15 protein-coding genes are annotated in these 16,031 nt (G+C 54.8%); 6 read left to right on the top strand and 9 right to left on the bottom strand.

Annotation, left to right across the window (positions count from 1 at the left end):
• The first annotated feature begins 5 nt into the window (after window positions 1-5).
• Complete coding sequence (gene metC, locus J9880_RS10775) at window positions 6-1,199, top strand: cystathionine beta-lyase (protein ID WP_119823272.1); 1,194 nt, start codon at window positions 6-8, stop codon at window positions 1,197-1,199.
• A 212-nt stretch (window positions 1,200-1,411) separates the two neighbouring features.
• A complete protein-coding gene (locus J9880_RS10770; protein WP_119823274.1) occupies window positions 1,412-2,071 on the top strand; it encodes a DedA family protein in 660 nt (219 codons plus the stop codon).
• Window positions 2,072-2,080: 9 nt separating this feature from the next.
• Here the strand turns inward: J9880_RS10770 and J9880_RS10765 are convergent, their stop codons facing one another.
• A complete protein-coding gene (locus tag J9880_RS10765; RefSeq protein WP_095923541.1) occupies window positions 2,081-3,016 on the bottom strand; it encodes an AraC family transcriptional regulator in 936 nt (311 codons plus the stop codon).
• Between the two features lie 303 nt (window positions 3,017-3,319).
• Between J9880_RS10765 and ahr the strand changes: the two genes are divergently transcribed.
• Window positions 3,320-4,360 (top strand): NADPH-dependent aldehyde reductase Ahr, encoded by a 1,041-nt coding sequence (ahr, locus tag J9880_RS10760; protein WP_131693267.1) that lies wholly within the window; start codon window positions 3,320-3,322, stop codon window positions 4,358-4,360.
• A 127-nt stretch (window positions 4,361-4,487) separates the two neighbouring features.
• Window positions 4,488-5,312 (top strand): 2,5-didehydrogluconate reductase DkgA, encoded by an 825-nt coding sequence (gene dkgA, locus J9880_RS10755; RefSeq protein WP_232770431.1) that lies wholly within the window; start codon window positions 4,488-4,490, stop codon window positions 5,310-5,312.
• 67 nt (window positions 5,313-5,379) lie between these two features.
• On the opposite strand, the gene ftsP is transcribed toward dkgA, so the two are convergent.
• The 3 genes from ftsP to parC all read right to left on the bottom strand — a co-directional run bounded on the left by ftsP (window position 5,380) and on the right by parC (window position 10,099).
• Window positions 5,380-6,795: a cell division protein FtsP gene (ftsP, locus tag J9880_RS10750; RefSeq protein ID WP_095923544.1), complete on the bottom strand. Its 1,416-nt coding sequence runs from the start codon at window positions 6,793-6,795 to the stop codon at window positions 5,380-5,382.
• 75 nt (window positions 6,796-6,870) lie between these two features.
• A complete protein-coding gene (locus J9880_RS10745; protein WP_095923545.1) occupies window positions 6,871-7,608 on the bottom strand; it encodes a 1-acylglycerol-3-phosphate O-acyltransferase in 738 nt (245 codons plus the stop codon).
• 217 nt (window positions 7,609-7,825) lie between these two features.
• On the bottom strand, window positions 7,826-10,099 hold the full coding sequence (gene parC, locus J9880_RS10740) for a DNA topoisomerase IV subunit A (RefSeq protein WP_119823276.1): 2,274 nt from the start codon (window positions 10,097-10,099) through the stop codon (window positions 7,826-7,828).
• 332 nt (window positions 10,100-10,431) lie between these two features.
• Between parC and J9880_RS10735 the strand changes: the two genes are divergently transcribed.
• Together J9880_RS10735 and J9880_RS10730 are read left to right on the top strand one after the other, a co-directional pair.
• Entirely contained in the window at window positions 10,432-11,019 is a 588-nt protein-coding gene (locus J9880_RS10735) for an NAD(P)H-dependent oxidoreductase (protein WP_232770430.1), read from the top strand.
• Window positions 11,020-11,049: 30 nt separating this feature from the next.
• Complete coding sequence (locus J9880_RS10730) at window positions 11,050-11,355, top strand: putative quinol monooxygenase (RefSeq protein ID WP_095923548.1); 306 nt, start codon at window positions 11,050-11,052, stop codon at window positions 11,353-11,355.
• An 81-nt stretch (window positions 11,356-11,436) separates the two neighbouring features.
• Here the strand turns inward: J9880_RS10730 and parE are convergent, their stop codons facing one another.
• The 5 genes from parE to nudF form a co-directional block, all read right to left on the bottom strand.
• Window positions 11,437-13,332 (bottom strand): DNA topoisomerase IV subunit B, encoded by a 1,896-nt coding sequence (gene parE / locus J9880_RS10725; RefSeq protein ID WP_095923549.1) that lies wholly within the window; start codon window positions 13,330-13,332, stop codon window positions 11,437-11,439.
• Window positions 13,333-13,448: 116 nt separating this feature from the next.
• Complete coding sequence (yqiA, locus tag J9880_RS10720) at window positions 13,449-14,030, bottom strand: esterase YqiA (RefSeq protein WP_095923550.1); 582 nt, start codon at window positions 14,028-14,030, stop codon at window positions 13,449-13,451.
• Window positions 14,027-14,857, bottom strand: coding sequence for a 3',5'-cyclic-AMP phosphodiesterase (gene cpdA, locus J9880_RS10715; RefSeq protein ID WP_095923551.1), 831 nt, complete (start codon window positions 14,855-14,857; stop codon window positions 14,027-14,029). The genes yqiA and cpdA overlap by 4 nt, the downstream gene beginning before the upstream one ends.
• Before the next feature lie 27 nt (window positions 14,858-14,884).
• Window positions 14,885-15,310, bottom strand: a complete 426-nt coding sequence (locus tag J9880_RS10710; protein ID WP_095923552.1) for a DUF1249 family protein — start codon at window positions 15,308-15,310, stop codon at window positions 14,885-14,887.
• Window positions 15,310-15,942, bottom strand: coding sequence for an ADP-ribose diphosphatase (gene nudF, locus J9880_RS10705; protein ID WP_095923553.1), 633 nt, complete (start codon window positions 15,940-15,942; stop codon window positions 15,310-15,312). Before nudF ends, J9880_RS10710 begins: the two co-directional genes overlap by 1 nt.
• Between the last annotated feature and the right edge of the window lie 89 nt (window positions 15,943-16,031).

The raw sequence follows: 16,031 nt of genomic DNA, 5'->3' as shown, positions 1-16,031 counted from the left end.
GGATTATGTCGTCGAAGAAAATTGAGACCGCGCTGGTCAGCGCCGGGCGGAATAAGAAATTCACCCAGGGTTCAGTGAATGCCGTGATCCAGCGCGCCTCATCGCTGGTGTTTGAAACCGTGGCAGATAAAAAACACGCCACCGCCAACCGCGCCAACGGCGAGTTATTTTACGGACGTCGCGGCACGTTGACGCACTTCTCTTTGCAGGAAGCGATGGTCGAGCTGGAAGGCGGCGCGGGTTGCGCGCTGTACCCTTGCGGCGCAGCGGCGGTCAGTAATGCGGTGCTGTCGTTTGTCAGCAGCGGCGATCATATTCTGGTGGCCGGTTCAGCCTACGAACCGACGCAGGATTTCTGCGAAAAAGTGCTGAAAAAACTCGGTGTCTCCACCACCTATTTCCCGGCCCACCTCGGCGCGGAACTGGGTGCGCTGATGCAGCCCAATACCAAAGTGGTCTTCCTCGAATCGCCGGGTTCCATCACCATGGAAGTCCCGGATATTCCGGCGATGGTGAGCGCCGTGCGTGCGGTCAATCCTGATGTCGTTATCATGATCGACAACACCTGGGCGGCGGGCATTTTGTTCAAAGCGCTGGAATTCGATATCGATATTTCGATTCAGGCGGGCACCAAATATATCGTCGGCCATTCGGACGCCATGATTGGCACCGCCGTCTCTAACGCCCGTTGCTGGCCGCAACTGCGGGAACACTCGTATCTGATGGGGCAAATGGTCGACGCCGACACCGCTTACGTGGCAAGCCGGGGATTACGCACCATGGGCGTACGGCTGAAACAGCATGCAGAAAGCAGTATCCGCATCGCACAGTGGCTGGCAGAGCGCCCGGAAGTCGCAGTGGTCAATCATCCGGCATTACCCGGCAGCAAGGGCCATGAATTCTGGAAACGCGATTTCACCGGCAGCTGCGGTCTGTTCTCTTTCGTGCTGAAACAGCGTCTGAACAAACAACAGCTTTCCGACTACCTCGACCATTTTGAACATTTCAGCATGGCCTATTCCTGGGGCGGCTTTGAATCACTGGTTCTGGCCAATCAGCCGGAAGAGATCCAGGCTATACGCCCGGCAGAAACCGTCGATTTCACCGGCACGCTGGTGCGGTTACACATCGGGCTGGAAAACTGTGACGACCTGATTGCCGATCTTTCAACGGCATTTGAACGGATCGCCGCCTCCTGACCGCTGAGATTGCGACACGCCGCGCAGATCGGTAAGGTATCTGTCGGATTTTCATCCGCAGAATGAGAATAATCTGTAAGCTATCTATAGCTCCGGTGATTGTTGCCGGGGCACTCTGTCTTTTTCGCAGTAGCCTCAGATCAACGTCTTCAGACGCAAATCGCGGTACACTGCTCAGTGACAGTTTTTCATGAACAGAAACAGGACAGAATATGGCAGTTATTTGCGACATTTTTCATGCGCTCTGGCAGCATGATTTCAGTATGCTCGCCGACCCGAAACTTCTCTGGGTGATTTACGCCGTCCTGTTTGCCACGCTGTTTCTCGAAAACGGGTTGCTTCCCGCCTCTTTCCTGCCCGGTGACAGCCTGCTGCTGCTGACCGGCGCGCTTATCGCCAAAGGCGTGATGAGCTTCGTCCCGACCCTGATTATTCTGGTTACCGCCGCCAGCCTCGGCTGCTGGCTGAGTTATATTCAGGGGCGATGGCTCGGCCATACCCGTCTGGTCAAAGGCTGGCTGTTACAGCTACCGGCGCATTATCATCAGCGGGCGCATCATATGTTTACCCAACACGGACTGATGGCGCTGCTGGTTGGCCGTTTTCTGGCCTTTATCCGCACCCTGTTGCCGACCATGGCAGGCATCTCCGGGTTGAACAACGCCCGCTTCCAGTTCTTTAACTGGCTGAGCGCCATCCTGTGGGTTGGCGTGGTGATCTCCATCGGTTTCGCGCTGAGCCACATTCCGCTGGTCAAACGCCATGAAGATCAGGTCATGGCGGGGCTGATGATTTTACCGGTTCTGCTGCTGGTCATCGGTCTGGCTGGCGGGTTGGTGGTGATCTGGAAGAAACGCAAATGCCGCTTCTGAGCCGCGGACTCAGGCTTTAAACGCCACATCCGCCAGCGCCAGCACACCGGAACTCCCTTCGCGCAGACGCGCCATCTCATCACTCGGCGTCACGCCAAAATAGCGTTTAAATTCACGGCTGAATTGTGACGCGCTTTCGTAGCCGACCTGTAATGCCGCCACGCTGGCTTTCACGCCGTCAAAAATCATCAGTGTCCGCGCCCGGTGCAGACGGTAAGTTTTCAGGTACTGCAACGGCGAGGTGCTGGTCACTGCTTTGAAATTATGGTGAAACGCCGAAATGCTCATGTTCACTTCGCTGGCCAGCGCTTCCACGCTGAGGTTGTCGGCGTACTGCGCTTCAATGCGGCGCAGGGATTTGGCAATCTGGCTGAAATGGGTATGACGGTTTACCAGCGCCTGCAACGCCCCGCCGTTCTCACTGGTGAGAATAAAGAACAGGATCTCGCGGATAATTTTCGGCCCCAGAATACGGGCATGCAGCGGCTTATCCATCACATCCAGCAGGCGCTCGGTGGCACAGAGAATATCGCCGTCCAGCACGCCGGAGTTGATGCCGGTTGACGGCTCTTTCTGACGCACCACACTTTCATCCCCCATATCCATCAGCAGATCCTGCAACATCAGGTTATCAATGCTGATCTGGATACCGGCCAGCGGCTCTTCCGGGCTGCTGAACGTCTCACATTCAAACGGCAGCGGCACGGTCAGCATCAGATAATTATGCGGATCATAGGAGAAGGTTTTCTTGCCCAGATAACCCACTTTGCGCCCCTGAAAGAGGATGACCACGCCGGGATTGTACAAAACCGGCTGACGCGGATGATAGCGCGTGGTGTACATCAGCGTGACCTGCGGCACCGCCGACGGCGTGAGGTTTTTATCTCCGCTGAGTTGCGCGACCCGGTTTGCCATGCGGGCGCACAGGCTGTTCACGTTTTCCATCATTCCGCTCCACACATTCAATAAACTGGCACTGATTCTGCCATAACCCCGTACTTTCCTACAGAGACAAGCAGAATCAGGCAAGACTCAGGCAGAATTGTGCATCATCCTGCTGTCCGTTTTCTCTTACAGTGGTGTTGCCTTCCGCAGGGGGACACACCTGCATAAATGCGATGAACTGCTAGTCTGTATGAACGCACTTTCATTCGCAGATCCTGACCGTGCTTCGGTCAACGATTCAATTTCCCGATAACGCCTTATTTCAATTCATGTTTCGCCTCACATCCCAATCTGGAGGATTGTATGTCCGCACCCGTTGCTGCTGAAAATACGTTTAATGCCTGGGCCGCTGCCGGCCCGAAACAGCCGCTGGAAGCTTTCCCGTTTGATGCCGGTCCGATCGGTGATGAAGAAATCGAAGTGGCCATTGATTACTGCGGCGTCTGCCATTCGGATCTGTCGATGCTCAATAACGACTGGGGCATCACGCAATATCCGTTTGTACCGGGCCATGAAGTGGTGGGTAAAATCGTCAAAATCGGTCATCACGCGCAAAACAAAGGGCTGAAGGTCGGCCAGATTGTCGGCGTGGGCTGGAACCGTGGCAGTTGTATGCACTGTCACCCTTGTATGTCCGGCGATCAGCATCTGTGCCACGATGTGGAAGCCACCATTATCGGTCATCACGGCGGTTTCGCTGACCGCATCCGCAGCCACTGGGCGTGGGCGATCCCGCTGCCGGAAGGCGTGGATATCACCAGCGCCGGTCCGCTGTTCTGTGGCGGCATCACCGTCTTCAACCCGCTGCTGCAATTCGGCGTACTGCCCACGCACCGCGTCGGCGTGGTCGGTATCGGCGGTTTAGGCCACATGGCGCTGCGCTTTCTGAATGCGTGGGGCTGCGAGGTCACCGCGTTTACCTCCTCACTGGCGAAACGTGATGAAGCCTTGTCACTGGGCGCGCACCGCGTGGTCGCCACCCGTGACAGTGAGGCGCTGAAGGACATTGCTGGTGAGCTGGATTTCATCATGGTCACCGCCAATGCATCGCTGGACTGGGACGCCTTCATCGCCACGCTGGCACCGAAAGGCCGCCTGCACTTTGTCGGCGTGGTGCCGGAAGCCGTGCCGCTGCATGTGATGGCGCTGATCAGCAAACAGGCTCAGGTGTCCGGTTCACCTACCGGTTCCCCTTCACGTCTGGCCGACATGCTGGCGTTCTGCGCCCGTCATCAGATTGCGCCGCAGGTGGAGCACTTCCCGCTGAGCAAAATCAACGAGGCGGTAGAACACCTGCACGACGGCAAAGCGCGCTATCGCGTGATACTCGATATGAACGCATAAGGATCTTCCGGGTCTATAAATACGTAGCCTGCTCAGCAAGATGCCGTTTCGTTAACTAGACTTAACGTCAATCCCAACATAGCGCCCGTGCATTCCGGCGGGCACTCTGCCCTGAAAGGAGAAACTCATGGCAACGCAACCCATCATTAAACTTCACGATGGCAATCTGATGCCTCAGTTAGGACTTGGCGTATGGAAAGCCAGTAATCAGGAAGCCACCAGCGCGGTAAAAACGGCGATTGAAACCGGTTATCGCCATATTGATACCGCCGCCATCTACAAAAATGAGGAAGGCGTCGGCGAAGCCATTGCCGCTAACCTCGTGCCACGCGAAGAGCTGTTTATCACCACCAAACTGTGGAATGACGATCAGCTGAATGCCCCACAGGCGCTGGAAACCAGCCTGAAAAAGCTGCGGACCGATTATGTCGATCTGTACCTGATCCACTGGCCGCAACCGGCGCTGGGCCATTATGTCGATGCCTGGAAAGCCCTGCTGAAGCTGAAAGAGCAAGGTTTGGCGAAAAGTGTCGGCGTGTGTAATTTCCCGCTGCAGCATTTGCAGAAGCTGAAAGATGAGACCGGCATTTTCCCTGTCGTGAATCAGATTGAGTTACACCCGCTGATGCAGCAGCGCCAGCTTCATGCCTGGAATGCCACGCACACCATCGCCACCGAATCCTGGAGCCCGCTGGCACAGGGCGGCGAAGGTGTATTTGATCAGCCGCTGATCCAGAAACTGGCGGAGAAATACGACAAAACGCCTGCACAGATTGTCATCCGCTGGCATTTAGATAACGGGCTGATCGTGATCCCGAAATCGGTGACGCCAAAACGCATCCGTGAAAACTTCGACGTGTTTGATTTTAAACTGGAGAAGGAAGAACTGGCGGAAGTCACCAAACTGGACAAAGAGCACCGTCTGGGGCCGGATCCGGAAAAAGGCCTGTAAGCTTTTACGCACGGTAAGCCATAAAACAAAAACCCGCCGGAGCGGGTTTTTTATGGGGACTTTGGGCTTACATCGACGGCTGAACCAGCATGTTCGCCGCAGAACCACGGTCGGCCAGTTCCAGCGCGCCGCTGCGATAGACAAACGGGAAATGGTCGTATGACGGCTGATTGAAATACACCAGCAGTTCGACATCACCATCGACCCAGACCGTGTCTTTGAATCCGGCATCTTCCACCAGTGGCGCGGCGCCGTTGACGCTTTTCACCAGGAAGGACACGCCTTCGGCATGGAAGGTCTGCGGCATATCCGCGTGGATCGTCCAGCGTTCCCAGGTGCCCTGCTGCGCGGTCAGGTCAATGCGGTTGATGTCCCACAGCGCGCCGTTAATCCCCGGATCACTGTCGCCTAAACGGATGTCACGGGTGCGGACAACATTGCCGGAGAGGATCTGATCGGCCAGCAAACGCATCGGCAGATTGTCGGTCACCAGCGGCAACAGGCCGGTCGGTTTCAGGGTCAGCACAATGGTCGACACCAAAATACTCGACGGCTCAAACAGGCCGCGCAGTCTGTCCATCACGCCTGCGGCTTCACCGGCAGTAATCGACACTTCTTCGCCCTGCGACATATCCACCAGCACTTCACGGCGTTCACCCGGCCCGAGCGACAGACGTTTTACCGTCATCGGCGCAGGCAGGAAACCGAGATCAGAGGCCACGACGTGGAACGCGCGGTTGTCGGTCATGCTCAGTTCGTAACGACGGGCATTCGACGCATTCAGTAAACGCAGGCGCACCCAGCCGCGTGAAACCTCAACAAACGGGCTTTGTACGCCGTTGACCAGCATGGTGTCGCCAAAGAAACCGCCGGACGCGGGCGTGTCATATTGCGGTACACCGAAACCGTCCAGACGCTTGTCCTGAATGATGATCGGGAAGTCATCCACGCCGTAGTGATTCGGTAACGGCAGATTCTTGCTGACTTCATCTTCCACGATCCACATACCCGCCAGCCCGTTATAGACGTGCGGTGCCATGCGGTTCGGCGTGTTCGCGTGGTACCAGCAGGTGGCGGCAGCCTGACGGATAGGCAACACCGGCGACCAGTCGACACCCGGCTGCATCATGCGCGCGCCGCCGCCGGTCAGGGTGCCAGGCTCGAGCAAACCACTGACGGTCATGGAAACCGGTTCAGCCAGACGGTTGCTGTAGATCAGTTTTACGTCATCACCGCTGTGTACTTTGACGGTCGGGCCGAGGTACATGCCGTTGATGCCCCAGACCGGTGCTTTCGCGCCGCCGAGGAATGACCAGTGCGCGGCCTGCAACGTCAGAAACAGCGGTTGCCCGCGACGGGATTCCAGCAGCGGGGGAACAGGTAATGCCGGTTGCGAACCACTCGCTTCTGCTTTTAAAGGCAGAGCACCTGCGGCAAGAGCCACGCCGGAGGCTTGCAGGAACGAGCGACGACTGAGTGACATATCTTCTCCATGAAAACAAAAGTGATGACCCGTCGCCATCAATGGCAACGGGCATTAAATGACGTGTGATAACTTTTATTTTTTGGCGGCAGCTTCGCGTTGTGCGACTTCGGCATCCAGCTCAGCGATTTTATCCGCCATGATCTGACGACAATGCTCCGACAATTCACGCAGGCGCTCTTTGGTGTATCCGCTGGTGTCGATCGGGGGCAGCATTTCGACAATCACCAGCCCGTTTGACCAGCGGTTCAGCTTCACCTTATTGCTGGTGTTCGACACGCAAATCGGCACGATCGGCACGCCGGCGGCAATCGCCGCATGGAACGCCCCGGTTTTGAACGGCATCAGACCGCGGCCACGACTGCGGGTGCCTTCCGGGAACATCCAGATCGACAAATTCTTTTTCTTAATCTGGCTGACCACCTGCGCGATAGTACCGTGCGCTTTGGCGCGGTTATCACGGTCAATCAGCAGGTTACCGGTTAACCAGTACAGCTGACCAAAGAACGGGATCCAGGCCAGGCTTTTTTTACCCACCGTCACTGTTCCGGGCATGACGACGGAAGAGGCCGTCACCATGTCGTAATTGTTCTGATGGTTGGCAATATAAATACAGTTGCCGTTATTCACGGCTTCTGCCGGAATACGTTTTTCGACGCGAAGGCCAAATACCGGTGCCAGACGACCAAACAGCTTACCGAAAGTCGACACATGTTTCGGGTTTCGCGGACTGAAAAGACAATAGATGCAACCAAAAACACTGACCAGAATCGAGTAAACCACCACGATAATCAGACGCAAAATAAATAACATAACATCCTCTTAAAACTACAGCCGAAGCCGGTAAGAAACCTGTGCAGTTTCGCTCCCTGTGCGGTGAACTATTCTCAAGCCTCATTCAACACGGCACAACGGTTTTATTACTACAAATGTAAAATCTTTGCACTGCACAACAGTCTCAGGCCACTGAATTCCCTGAAAAGAGTTCAGGGCACAAATGTGCCCTGACTTTTACCGGTTAACAGCGGTCTTATTCTTCGCTGTCACCGCCACCGGTGCGGACAGGCGCATCGACTTCAACACGATCGATACGTTGCAGACCGCGTGGCAGAAGGGTTCCTTTACGGCCACGTTCGGCGCGGAATTTCTGCAGGTCTTCCGGACGGAGAACCAGTTTACGTTTACCGACATGCAAAGTGATCGACGTTTGCGGTGGCAGCACCAGCAGCCATTGCAGTTTATCTTCGCCGCTGGCCGCCTGTGCAGACGGAATTGAAACAATTTTATTACCTTTGCCTTTCGACAACTGCGGCAGATCGGCGACCGGGAACATCAGCATACGGCCTGCGGCAGTGATCGACAGCAGCATGTCATCATCGCCATGCAGCTCCATTGGCGGGAAGGCTTTCGCATTCTCCGGCAAGGTGATCATCGCTTTACCGGCACGGTTACGCGCCACTAAATCATTGAAGGTACAAACAAAGCCATAACCCGCATCGGAGGCCATCAGCAGTTTCTGGTCGTCTGCCGCCATCAGCACATGTTCAATGGTCGCGCCCGGCGGCGGTGTCAGTTTACCGGTCAGCGGTTCACCCTGACCGCGCGCCGACGGTAACGTGGTCGGATCAAGCGCATAGCTGCGGCCGGTGGAGTCCATAAACACCACAGGCTGATTGCTCTTGCCTTTCGCCGCCGCACGGAAGCTGTCGCCCGCTTTGTAGCTCAGGCCGGAGGCATCAATGTCGTGGCCTTTGGCGCTGCGCACCCAGCCCGATTCTGACAGCACAATCGTGACCGGCTCGGACGGAATGAAGTCGTGCTCGCTCATCGCTTTGGCTTCTTCGCGTTCAGTGATCGGCGAACGGCGATCGTCACCAAAGGCTTCCGCGTCAGCCTGAATTTCTTTGCGGATCAGCGTGCTGAGTTTGCGTTCTGACGCCAGCAGCGCCTGCAACTGATCGCGCTCTTTTGCCAGTTCATCCTGCTCGCCGCGGATTTTGGTTTCTTCGAGTTTCGCCAAATGACGTAATTTCAACTCGAGGATCGCTTCCGCCTGCGTGTCCGACAGTTCGAAACGCTGCATCAGTACCGGCTTCGGCTCATCTTCGGTACGGATGATGTGGATCACTTCGTCGATATTGAGGAACGCGGTCAGCAAACCTTCGAGGATATGCAGGCGTTTCAGGACTTTATCGAGACGGTAGTTCAGACGGCGGCGTACCGTTTCGCGACGGTAATCCAGCCATTCTTTCAGGATCTCCACCAGTCCTTTAACCTGCGGACGGTGGTCGAGCCCAATCATGTTCATGTTGATACGGTAGCTGCGTTCCAGATCGGTGGTCGCGAACAGGTGGTTCATCACCTGATCCAGATCGATACGGTTAGATCGCGGCACCACCACCAGACGGGTCGGGTTTTCGTGATCGGATTCGTCGCGCAGGTCTTCGACCATCGGCAGCTTTTTGGCACGCATCTGGCTGGCGATTTGCTCCAGCACTTTCGCGCCGGACACCTGATGCGGTAAGGCGGTGATCACCGCACTGCCGTCTTCTTTATGCCACACCGCACGCATGCGCACCGAGCCTTTGCCCGATTCGTACATTTTGCGGATTTCGTGGCGCGGCGTGATGATCTCGGCTTCCGTCGGGAAATCCGGCCCCTGAACGAATTCCAGCAAATCTTCGAGCGAGCTGTTTGGCTTCTCCAGCAAGGCGACCGCAGCGGCAGCCACTTCGCGGACGTTATGCGGCGGAATATCCGTCGCCATACCGACGGCGATACCGGTGGTGCCGTTGAGCAGAATATTCGGCAGACGCGCAGGCAGCATTTTCGGCTCCTGCATGGTGCCGTCAAAGTTCGGCACGTAATCCACCGTTCCCTGACCTAATTCGCGTAACAGCACTTCGGCATATTTTGACAGACGCGATTCGGTATAACGCATCGCGGCGAAGGATTTCGGATCATCCGGCGCACCCCAGTTCCCCTGCCCGTCAACCAGCGGATAACGGTATGAGAAGGGCTGTGCCATCAGTACCATGGCTTCGTAGCAGGCGCTGTCGCCGTGCGGATGGTATTTACCCAGCACGTCACCGACGGTACGCGCGGATTTTTTGAATTTGGCGTTATTACTCAGGCCCAGCTCGGACATCGCATAAATAATACGGCGCTGCACCGGTTTGAGCCCGTCACCGATAAACGGCAGCGCGCGGTCCATGATGACGTACATGGAATAGTTGAGATAGGCGTTCTCAGTAAACGTATGCAGAGCTAAACGCTCTGTTCCGTCATGAGTCATTTCGCTCATTGATGTTTAATCCTCAGACCCGTGGCGTTATCGTTTTGGAAATTTAGGAAGCTTGCACCCGCTGGCGCATTAAGGCGGCTTACACGAGGCAATGATGTTCGCGATAGTACATCATCTGCCGTATGACTGTCACAGTTGCTGTGTTTCTGCCTTATTTTTAAACAGTTATTCATCGTCTGAATGGTTAATTTGCTGCTCTGTTTCTGCAATTATTGCATCTGAGTCAATAGTCTTGTGCGCAAACTCACATTTTTCTGTGCGGCAGAGTTGAGTACACTACGTGTAACAGTCTGACCCCCAGAATTTGAGAATTCCAGATAAGGAAAAAAACCATGAGTAACATCCTGATTATCAATGCCGGTAAGACCTTTGCCCATTCCAAAGGCGCGCTGAATAACAGCCTGACCGGGGTCGCGACCAGTTTCCTGCGCGACAAAGGCCACGACGTGCGCGTGACCGTGCTGGAAGACGGTTATGACGTGCAGACCGAAATCGAAAGCTATCTGTGGGCCGATGCCATCATTTATCAGCAACCGGGCTGGTGGATGGGTATGCCATGGACGCTGAAAAAATACATCGATGAAGTGTTCACCGAAGGCCACGGCAAACTGTACGCCAGCGATGGCCGTACCCGTTCCGATGACACGAAAAAATACGGTTCCGGCGGCCTGTTGCAGGGTAAATGCTACATGTTGTCCGTCACCTGGAACGCGCCTTTAGAAGCGTTTGAAGACAAAGAACAGTTCTTCCACGGCGTCGGCGTCGACGGCGTTTATATGGCACAGCACAAAGCCAACCAGTTTATCGGCCTTGATACGCTGCCAACCTTTATGTGTAACGACGTGATCAAACAACCTGATGTGGAAGGGGATTTCGCCCGCTACCGCGCTCACCTTGAAAATGTATTCGGTCAGGCCTAAGGTTGAAGGTCACCCGGGAAAGAGGTTTTTATGATCACTGTTATTGCTGAAATCAAAGTAAAACCAGGCCGTCGCGATTCGGTCATGGAAAAAATTACAGCACTGCTGCCGAGCGTTCTCGCGGAGAAAGGGTGTCACCGTTATGAGCCATACGTGGATTTCAACGGTCAGATCCCGTGGCGCAAAACGGTGCCTGATTCCATTTTCATGCTGGAAGACTGGGAAAGCCTCGCGCATCTCGAAGCGCATCAGCAGGCGGAACATATGGATAAGCACCGCGAAAACATCAAAGCCGACGTGCTGGATGTGGTGATCCATATTATTGAGAAAGCGTAACCGTAAGGTCTGCGCGGATCAGAAAACAAAAATGCCGGCGCTGCAAAGCGTCCGGCATTTTTTATGGCGACGGCGAAAGGATCAGACGTCCAGTTCGGCAGTGTCGCCTTTTTCCTGCAACCAGTTACGGCGATCTTCAGAACGTTTCTTCGCCAGCAACATATCCATCATACGCAATGTCTGATCGATATCGTCTTCGTCGATGGTCAGCTGCACCAGACGACGGGTATTCGGATCCAGCGTGGTTTCGCGCAGTTGCAGCGGGTTCATTTCACCCAGCCCTTTAAAGCGCTGTACGTTCGGTTTGCCTTTCTTGCGTTTCAGTTGCTCCAGCACGCCTTCTTTTTCCTGCTCGTCCAGCGCATAGAACACTTCCTTGCCCAGGTCGATACGGTATAACGGCGGCATCGCCACATACACATGACCGCCCCGCACCAGCGACCGGAAATGACGGACAAACAACGCGCACAACAGCGTGGCAATGTGTAAGCCGTCGGAGTCCGCATCCGCGAGGATACAGATTTTGCCGTAACGCAGCTGGGTCAGATCTTCGCTGTCCGGATCGATACCGATCGCCACGGAAATGTCATGCACTTCCTGCGAGGCCAGCACTTCGTCGGAAGAGACTTCCCAGGTATTGAGGATCTTACCTTTGAGCGGCATGATCGCCTGATATTCACGATCGCGCGCCTGTTTGGCAGAACCGCCTGCGGAATCCCCTTCCACCAGGAACAGTTCCGTCATGTTCAGATCCTGAGACGTACAATCCGCCAGTTTGCCCGGCAGCGCAGGGCCGCTGGTCAGTTTCTTACGGACGACTTTTTTGGCCGCGCGCAGCCGACGCTGGGCGCTGGAAATGCACAATTCAGCCAGCTGTTCTGCCGCCTGAACGTTCTGGTTCAGCCACAGGCTGAAGGCATCTTTCACCACGCCGGAGACAAATGCCGCGCACTGACGCGAAGACAGACGTTCTTTCGTCTGACCGGCGAATTGCGGATCCTGCATTTTTACCGACAGCACATAGGCGCAGCGTTCCCAGATATCTTCCGCAGACAGCTTCACGCCGCGCGGCAGGATATTGCGGAATTCACAGAACTCACGCATGGCATCGAGCAGACCCTGACGCAGTCCGTTAACGTGCGTACCGCCCTGCATGGTCGGGATCAGGTTGACGTAGCTTTCAGTCAGCAGTTCGCCACCTTCCGGCAGCCACAACAGCGCCCAGTCTACCGCTTCGGTATCCCCGGCAAAGGCACCGACAAAGGCTTTCTCCGGCAAGGTGATCAGGCCGTTAACCGCTTCCATCAGGTAATCGGTCAGGCCGTCTTCATAACACCAGCGTTGCTCGGTGTTATTCACTTTATCTTTGAACAGGATTTCCACGCCCGGACAGAGTACCGCTTTGGCTTTCAGCAAATGGCTGAGGCGGCTGACTGAAAAACGCGGGCTGTCGAAGAAGCTGCCATCGGGCCAGAAATGCACGCTGGTCCCGGTGTTGCGTTTGCCGCACGTTCCGGTCACGTGCAAATCCTGCACTTTATCGCCGTTTTCAAACGCCATTTCATACACTTCGCCGCCGCGTTTTACCGCCACTTCGACACGTTTGGACAAGGCGTTCACTACCGAAATCCCCACGCCGTGCAGGCCGCCGGAGAACTGGTAGTTTTTGTTGGAGAATTTACCGCCCGCATGCAGACGGCAAAAGATCAGTTCAACTGCCGGAACGCCTTCTTCCGCGTGGATATCCACCGGCATGCCGCGACCGTCATCGATGACTTCGAGGGACTGGTCTTCGTGCAGGATCACTTCGATACGTTTGGCGTGACCGGCTAATGCCTCATCCACGCTGTTATCGATGACTTCCTGACCGAGATGGTTTGGACGGGTGGTATCGGTGTACATGCCCGGACGGCGGCGCACCGGTTCGAGTCCGCTGAGGACCTCTATGGAATCCGCGTTATAAGTTGATTGGCTCATCGTTGATTATTCGTGGCTCATAGGTTTGTGGGCTAACGATACAGTATGTGGGCGGGTGGAAGCACTGGCAGCAAGCAGACGTTATAAATCCGGGGGAAAACGTCACCCTGACGATGTTAGTCTGCGGCCAGTTCCAGGAAATCGACAATCGGCGAAAAATAGCGTTCAAAGCCGACAAATGCATGATTTCCCTCGGGTTCGACCGTCTGGCGACAGGTGGTGTAATACGCCACAGCCTGACGGTAATCGAGAATTTCATCGCCCGTTTGCTGCAGTAACCAGAGTAAATCCGGCGACTCCAGCGGTTCGACCTGCATGACTTTCAGATCGTAAACGTGGCGTGACTCTAACACATATTGCTGGCCGGTGTAGGGGTTCTCGTTTTGCCCGAGGAAGTCAATCAGCAGCTCGTAAGGCTTCACGGCGGGGTTCACCACCACAGCCGGGACCGAGAAACATTGCGACAGCCAGGTGGCGTAATAGCCGCCGAGCGAGGAACCGACAATGCCCAGTTTTTTACCTGCATGACTGATCACCAGACTTTCGAGTTCTTCCGCCGCATCGGCCGGATAAGGCGGCAACTGGGGGACAACCATATCAATATGAGGATGATTCACGGCCAGCCAGTTTTTTAACAAAGTGGCTTTTGCTGAATTCGGCGAACTGTTGAATCCATGCAGGTAAAGTAAGGTGTTCATTCGTAGCCGTCCGACTCCGTGTCAGGATGAAACTCGCTGGTTTCCAGACGGAAGACTTCCGTCTCCACGCGGCCATCCGGATACAAATCGAGGTAGCGCCAGCCCGGCGCAACGGTATCAATGGTGAAATTGGTGCAATGGGGTTTGAACTGCACGCAGGTCGATGGCGTGGCGTAAAGACGACGGCCATACCAGTCGAGATCCAGTTCCTGATGAATATGCCCGCACAACAGCGTGTTCACTTTCGGGTAATTCACCAAGGTGTTCGCCAGCATATGGGCGTTGCGCAGGCTGTGCTGATCGAGCCACGTACAGCCGGAAGGCAGCGGATGATGATGCAGCATCAGCAAGGTGAAACGATCGGGATACGCATTCAGGCAGCGTTCCATCCATTCCAGCTGATACTCGCTCAGCTCACCATGCGGCACGCCAAACACCTGCGTATCCAGCAGAATAATCTGCCAGTGATCACCGAGAAGAACGTGCTTGGAAGGGCTGATACCCGCGTCCTGCAAGGCATTGACCATCGCAGGCTGGAAATCATGATTACCGGGCAGCCAGACACAAGGCGCAGTCAGTTCGCCGATGCCGCGGGCAAACTGATGGTAGGCTTCCACCGACTGATCCTGAGCCAGATCACCTGTTGCCGCGATAATATCGACGTCGCGCTGCTGCGCTTTTATGGCGTCCAGCACTGCGCGATAGCTGCTAAACGTATTCACGCCTAACAACGTTTCATCTTCACCGGCAAAAAGATGGGTATCAGTTATCTGTAGAATCCTGACTTTGGCCCCATTCACCAAAGGCAGTGTAAACAGGCTTTCCAAATCGTTTCCTTTGTTGTTGAAGTCTGTCTAACAAACCGGAATTGCCATCGCTCCGTGCGCAAGGCAATAACGCAGCCAATCCGCAAGGAACTGGTTAATTTGATGCTTTTCATCACGCTGATGCAACTTTTTATTCGGGTAATCATAGCGTGCTTTGAAACGAAATATCTGCTGACTCGCACACACTTCAGCCACCATCGCGTCGTGATACAGGCGGACGGTGAGTGAAGGCAGACTCCAGTAACTGACGGCCGGTGCGGTCTGTTTGATTTCTACCAGGGAGGTATAACGCGTTGATTCGAGAATTGTCAGGCAATACGTCGCGCTACTCACCTGATATGTCACGGTTTCACCAGGCTCATCGGTGCGTGGCATCAAACGGCGCAATTGGGCGAAATTGGTTTCGCACAATCTCATCATTTCAGGGAAATCAGGGGTATAGCGCTTAATCATTAGTTAGCCCACTCTTTTCTCAGGGATTCATGGTGCAGCTGCAGCCATTGCAAGGCAATCACTGACGCCGCATTGTCTATCGCTCCTTCTTCCACCCAGCGGTAAGCCTGTTCGCGGCTGACCACATGTACCCGGATGTCTTCATTCTCTGCTTCCAGACCGTGAATTCCTTCTGCCGTCGTGGCATCGACTTCACCGACCATAATAGAAAGACGCTCGCTGGTGCCACCCGGACTGGCCAGATAATTCACCACCGGTTTGCAGCGTTTCACCACAATGTTCGCTTCTTCGAGTGCTTCGCGGCGGGCGACCTCTTCGACCGTTTCGCCCTCTTCAATGATACCGGCGACCATCTCCAGAAGCCAAGGGGTATCACTGGAATCCAATGCCGGGATGCGGATCTGTTCGATCAGCACCACTTCATCCCGTAACGGATCATAAGGTAGCAGGACGGCAGCATGGCCGCGCTCAAAAACCTCACGCACCACTTCTGCGCTCATTTCTCCATTAAACAGCCGATGGCGAAACCGATATGCAATAATAGAAAAAAAACCTTTATATCGTGTCTCACGTGCAATAATTTCTACATCATCTTTGCCGAAAGTAACCGGTGACCGTTTAAATGAAGACATGGAATGTTTCCTTATCCCTCATAAAGGTAATTTATCGCCCTTTGAGGTCAATTTGATGAAAATGCGTTAATAATAATCAAGGTTGTTTG

It is taken from the genome of Rahnella victoriana (assembly GCF_021276285.1).
In the GTDB taxonomy this organism is placed as follows: Bacteria; Pseudomonadota; Gammaproteobacteria; order Enterobacterales; family Enterobacteriaceae; genus Rahnella; species Rahnella victoriana.
Note: the sequence above shows the minus strand (reverse complement) of the source record. Positions and strands in the feature narration are given on the sequence as shown.

What these genes read in the sequence shown, in the direction of transcription:
- metC (WP_119823272.1), top strand. Translation starts at nt 6, where the DNA reads ATGTCGTCGAAGAAAATTGAGACCGCGCTGGTCAGCGCCGGGCGGAAT.
- J9880_RS10770 (WP_119823274.1), top strand. Translation starts at nt 1,412, where the DNA reads ATGGCAGTTATTTGCGACATTTTTCATGCGCTCTGGCAGCATGATTTC.
- J9880_RS10765 (WP_095923541.1), bottom strand. Translation starts at nt 3,016, where the DNA reads ATGGAAAACGTGAACAGCCTGTGCGCCCGCATGGCAAACCGGGTCGCG.
- ahr (WP_131693267.1), top strand. Translation starts at nt 3,320, where the DNA reads ATGTCCGCACCCGTTGCTGCTGAAAATACGTTTAATGCCTGGGCCGCT.
- dkgA (WP_232770431.1), top strand. Translation starts at nt 4,488, where the DNA reads ATGGCAACGCAACCCATCATTAAACTTCACGATGGCAATCTGATGCCT.
- ftsP (WP_095923544.1), bottom strand. Translation starts at nt 6,795, where the DNA reads ATGTCACTCAGTCGTCGCTCGTTCCTGCAAGCCTCCGGCGTGGCTCTT.
- J9880_RS10745 (WP_095923545.1), bottom strand. Translation starts at nt 7,608, where the DNA reads ATGTTATTTATTTTGCGTCTGATTATCGTGGTGGTTTACTCGATTCTG.
- parC (WP_119823276.1), bottom strand. Translation starts at nt 10,099, where the DNA reads ATGAGCGAAATGACTCATGACGGAACAGAGCGTTTAGCTCTGCATACG.
- J9880_RS10735 (WP_232770430.1), top strand. Translation starts at nt 10,432, where the DNA reads ATGAGTAACATCCTGATTATCAATGCCGGTAAGACCTTTGCCCATTCC.
- J9880_RS10730 (WP_095923548.1), top strand. Translation starts at nt 11,050, where the DNA reads ATGATCACTGTTATTGCTGAAATCAAAGTAAAACCAGGCCGTCGCGAT.
- parE (WP_095923549.1), bottom strand. Translation starts at nt 13,332, where the DNA reads ATGAGCCAATCAACTTATAACGCGGATTCCATAGAGGTCCTCAGCGGA.
- yqiA (WP_095923550.1), bottom strand. Translation starts at nt 14,030, where the DNA reads ATGAACACCTTACTTTACCTGCATGGATTCAACAGTTCGCCGAATTCA.
- J9880_RS10710 (WP_095923552.1), bottom strand. Translation starts at nt 15,310, where the DNA reads ATGATTAAGCGCTATACCCCTGATTTCCCTGAAATGATGAGATTGTGC.
- nudF (WP_095923553.1), bottom strand. Translation starts at nt 15,942, where the DNA reads ATGTCTTCATTTAAACGGTCACCGGTTACTTTCGGCAAAGATGATGTA.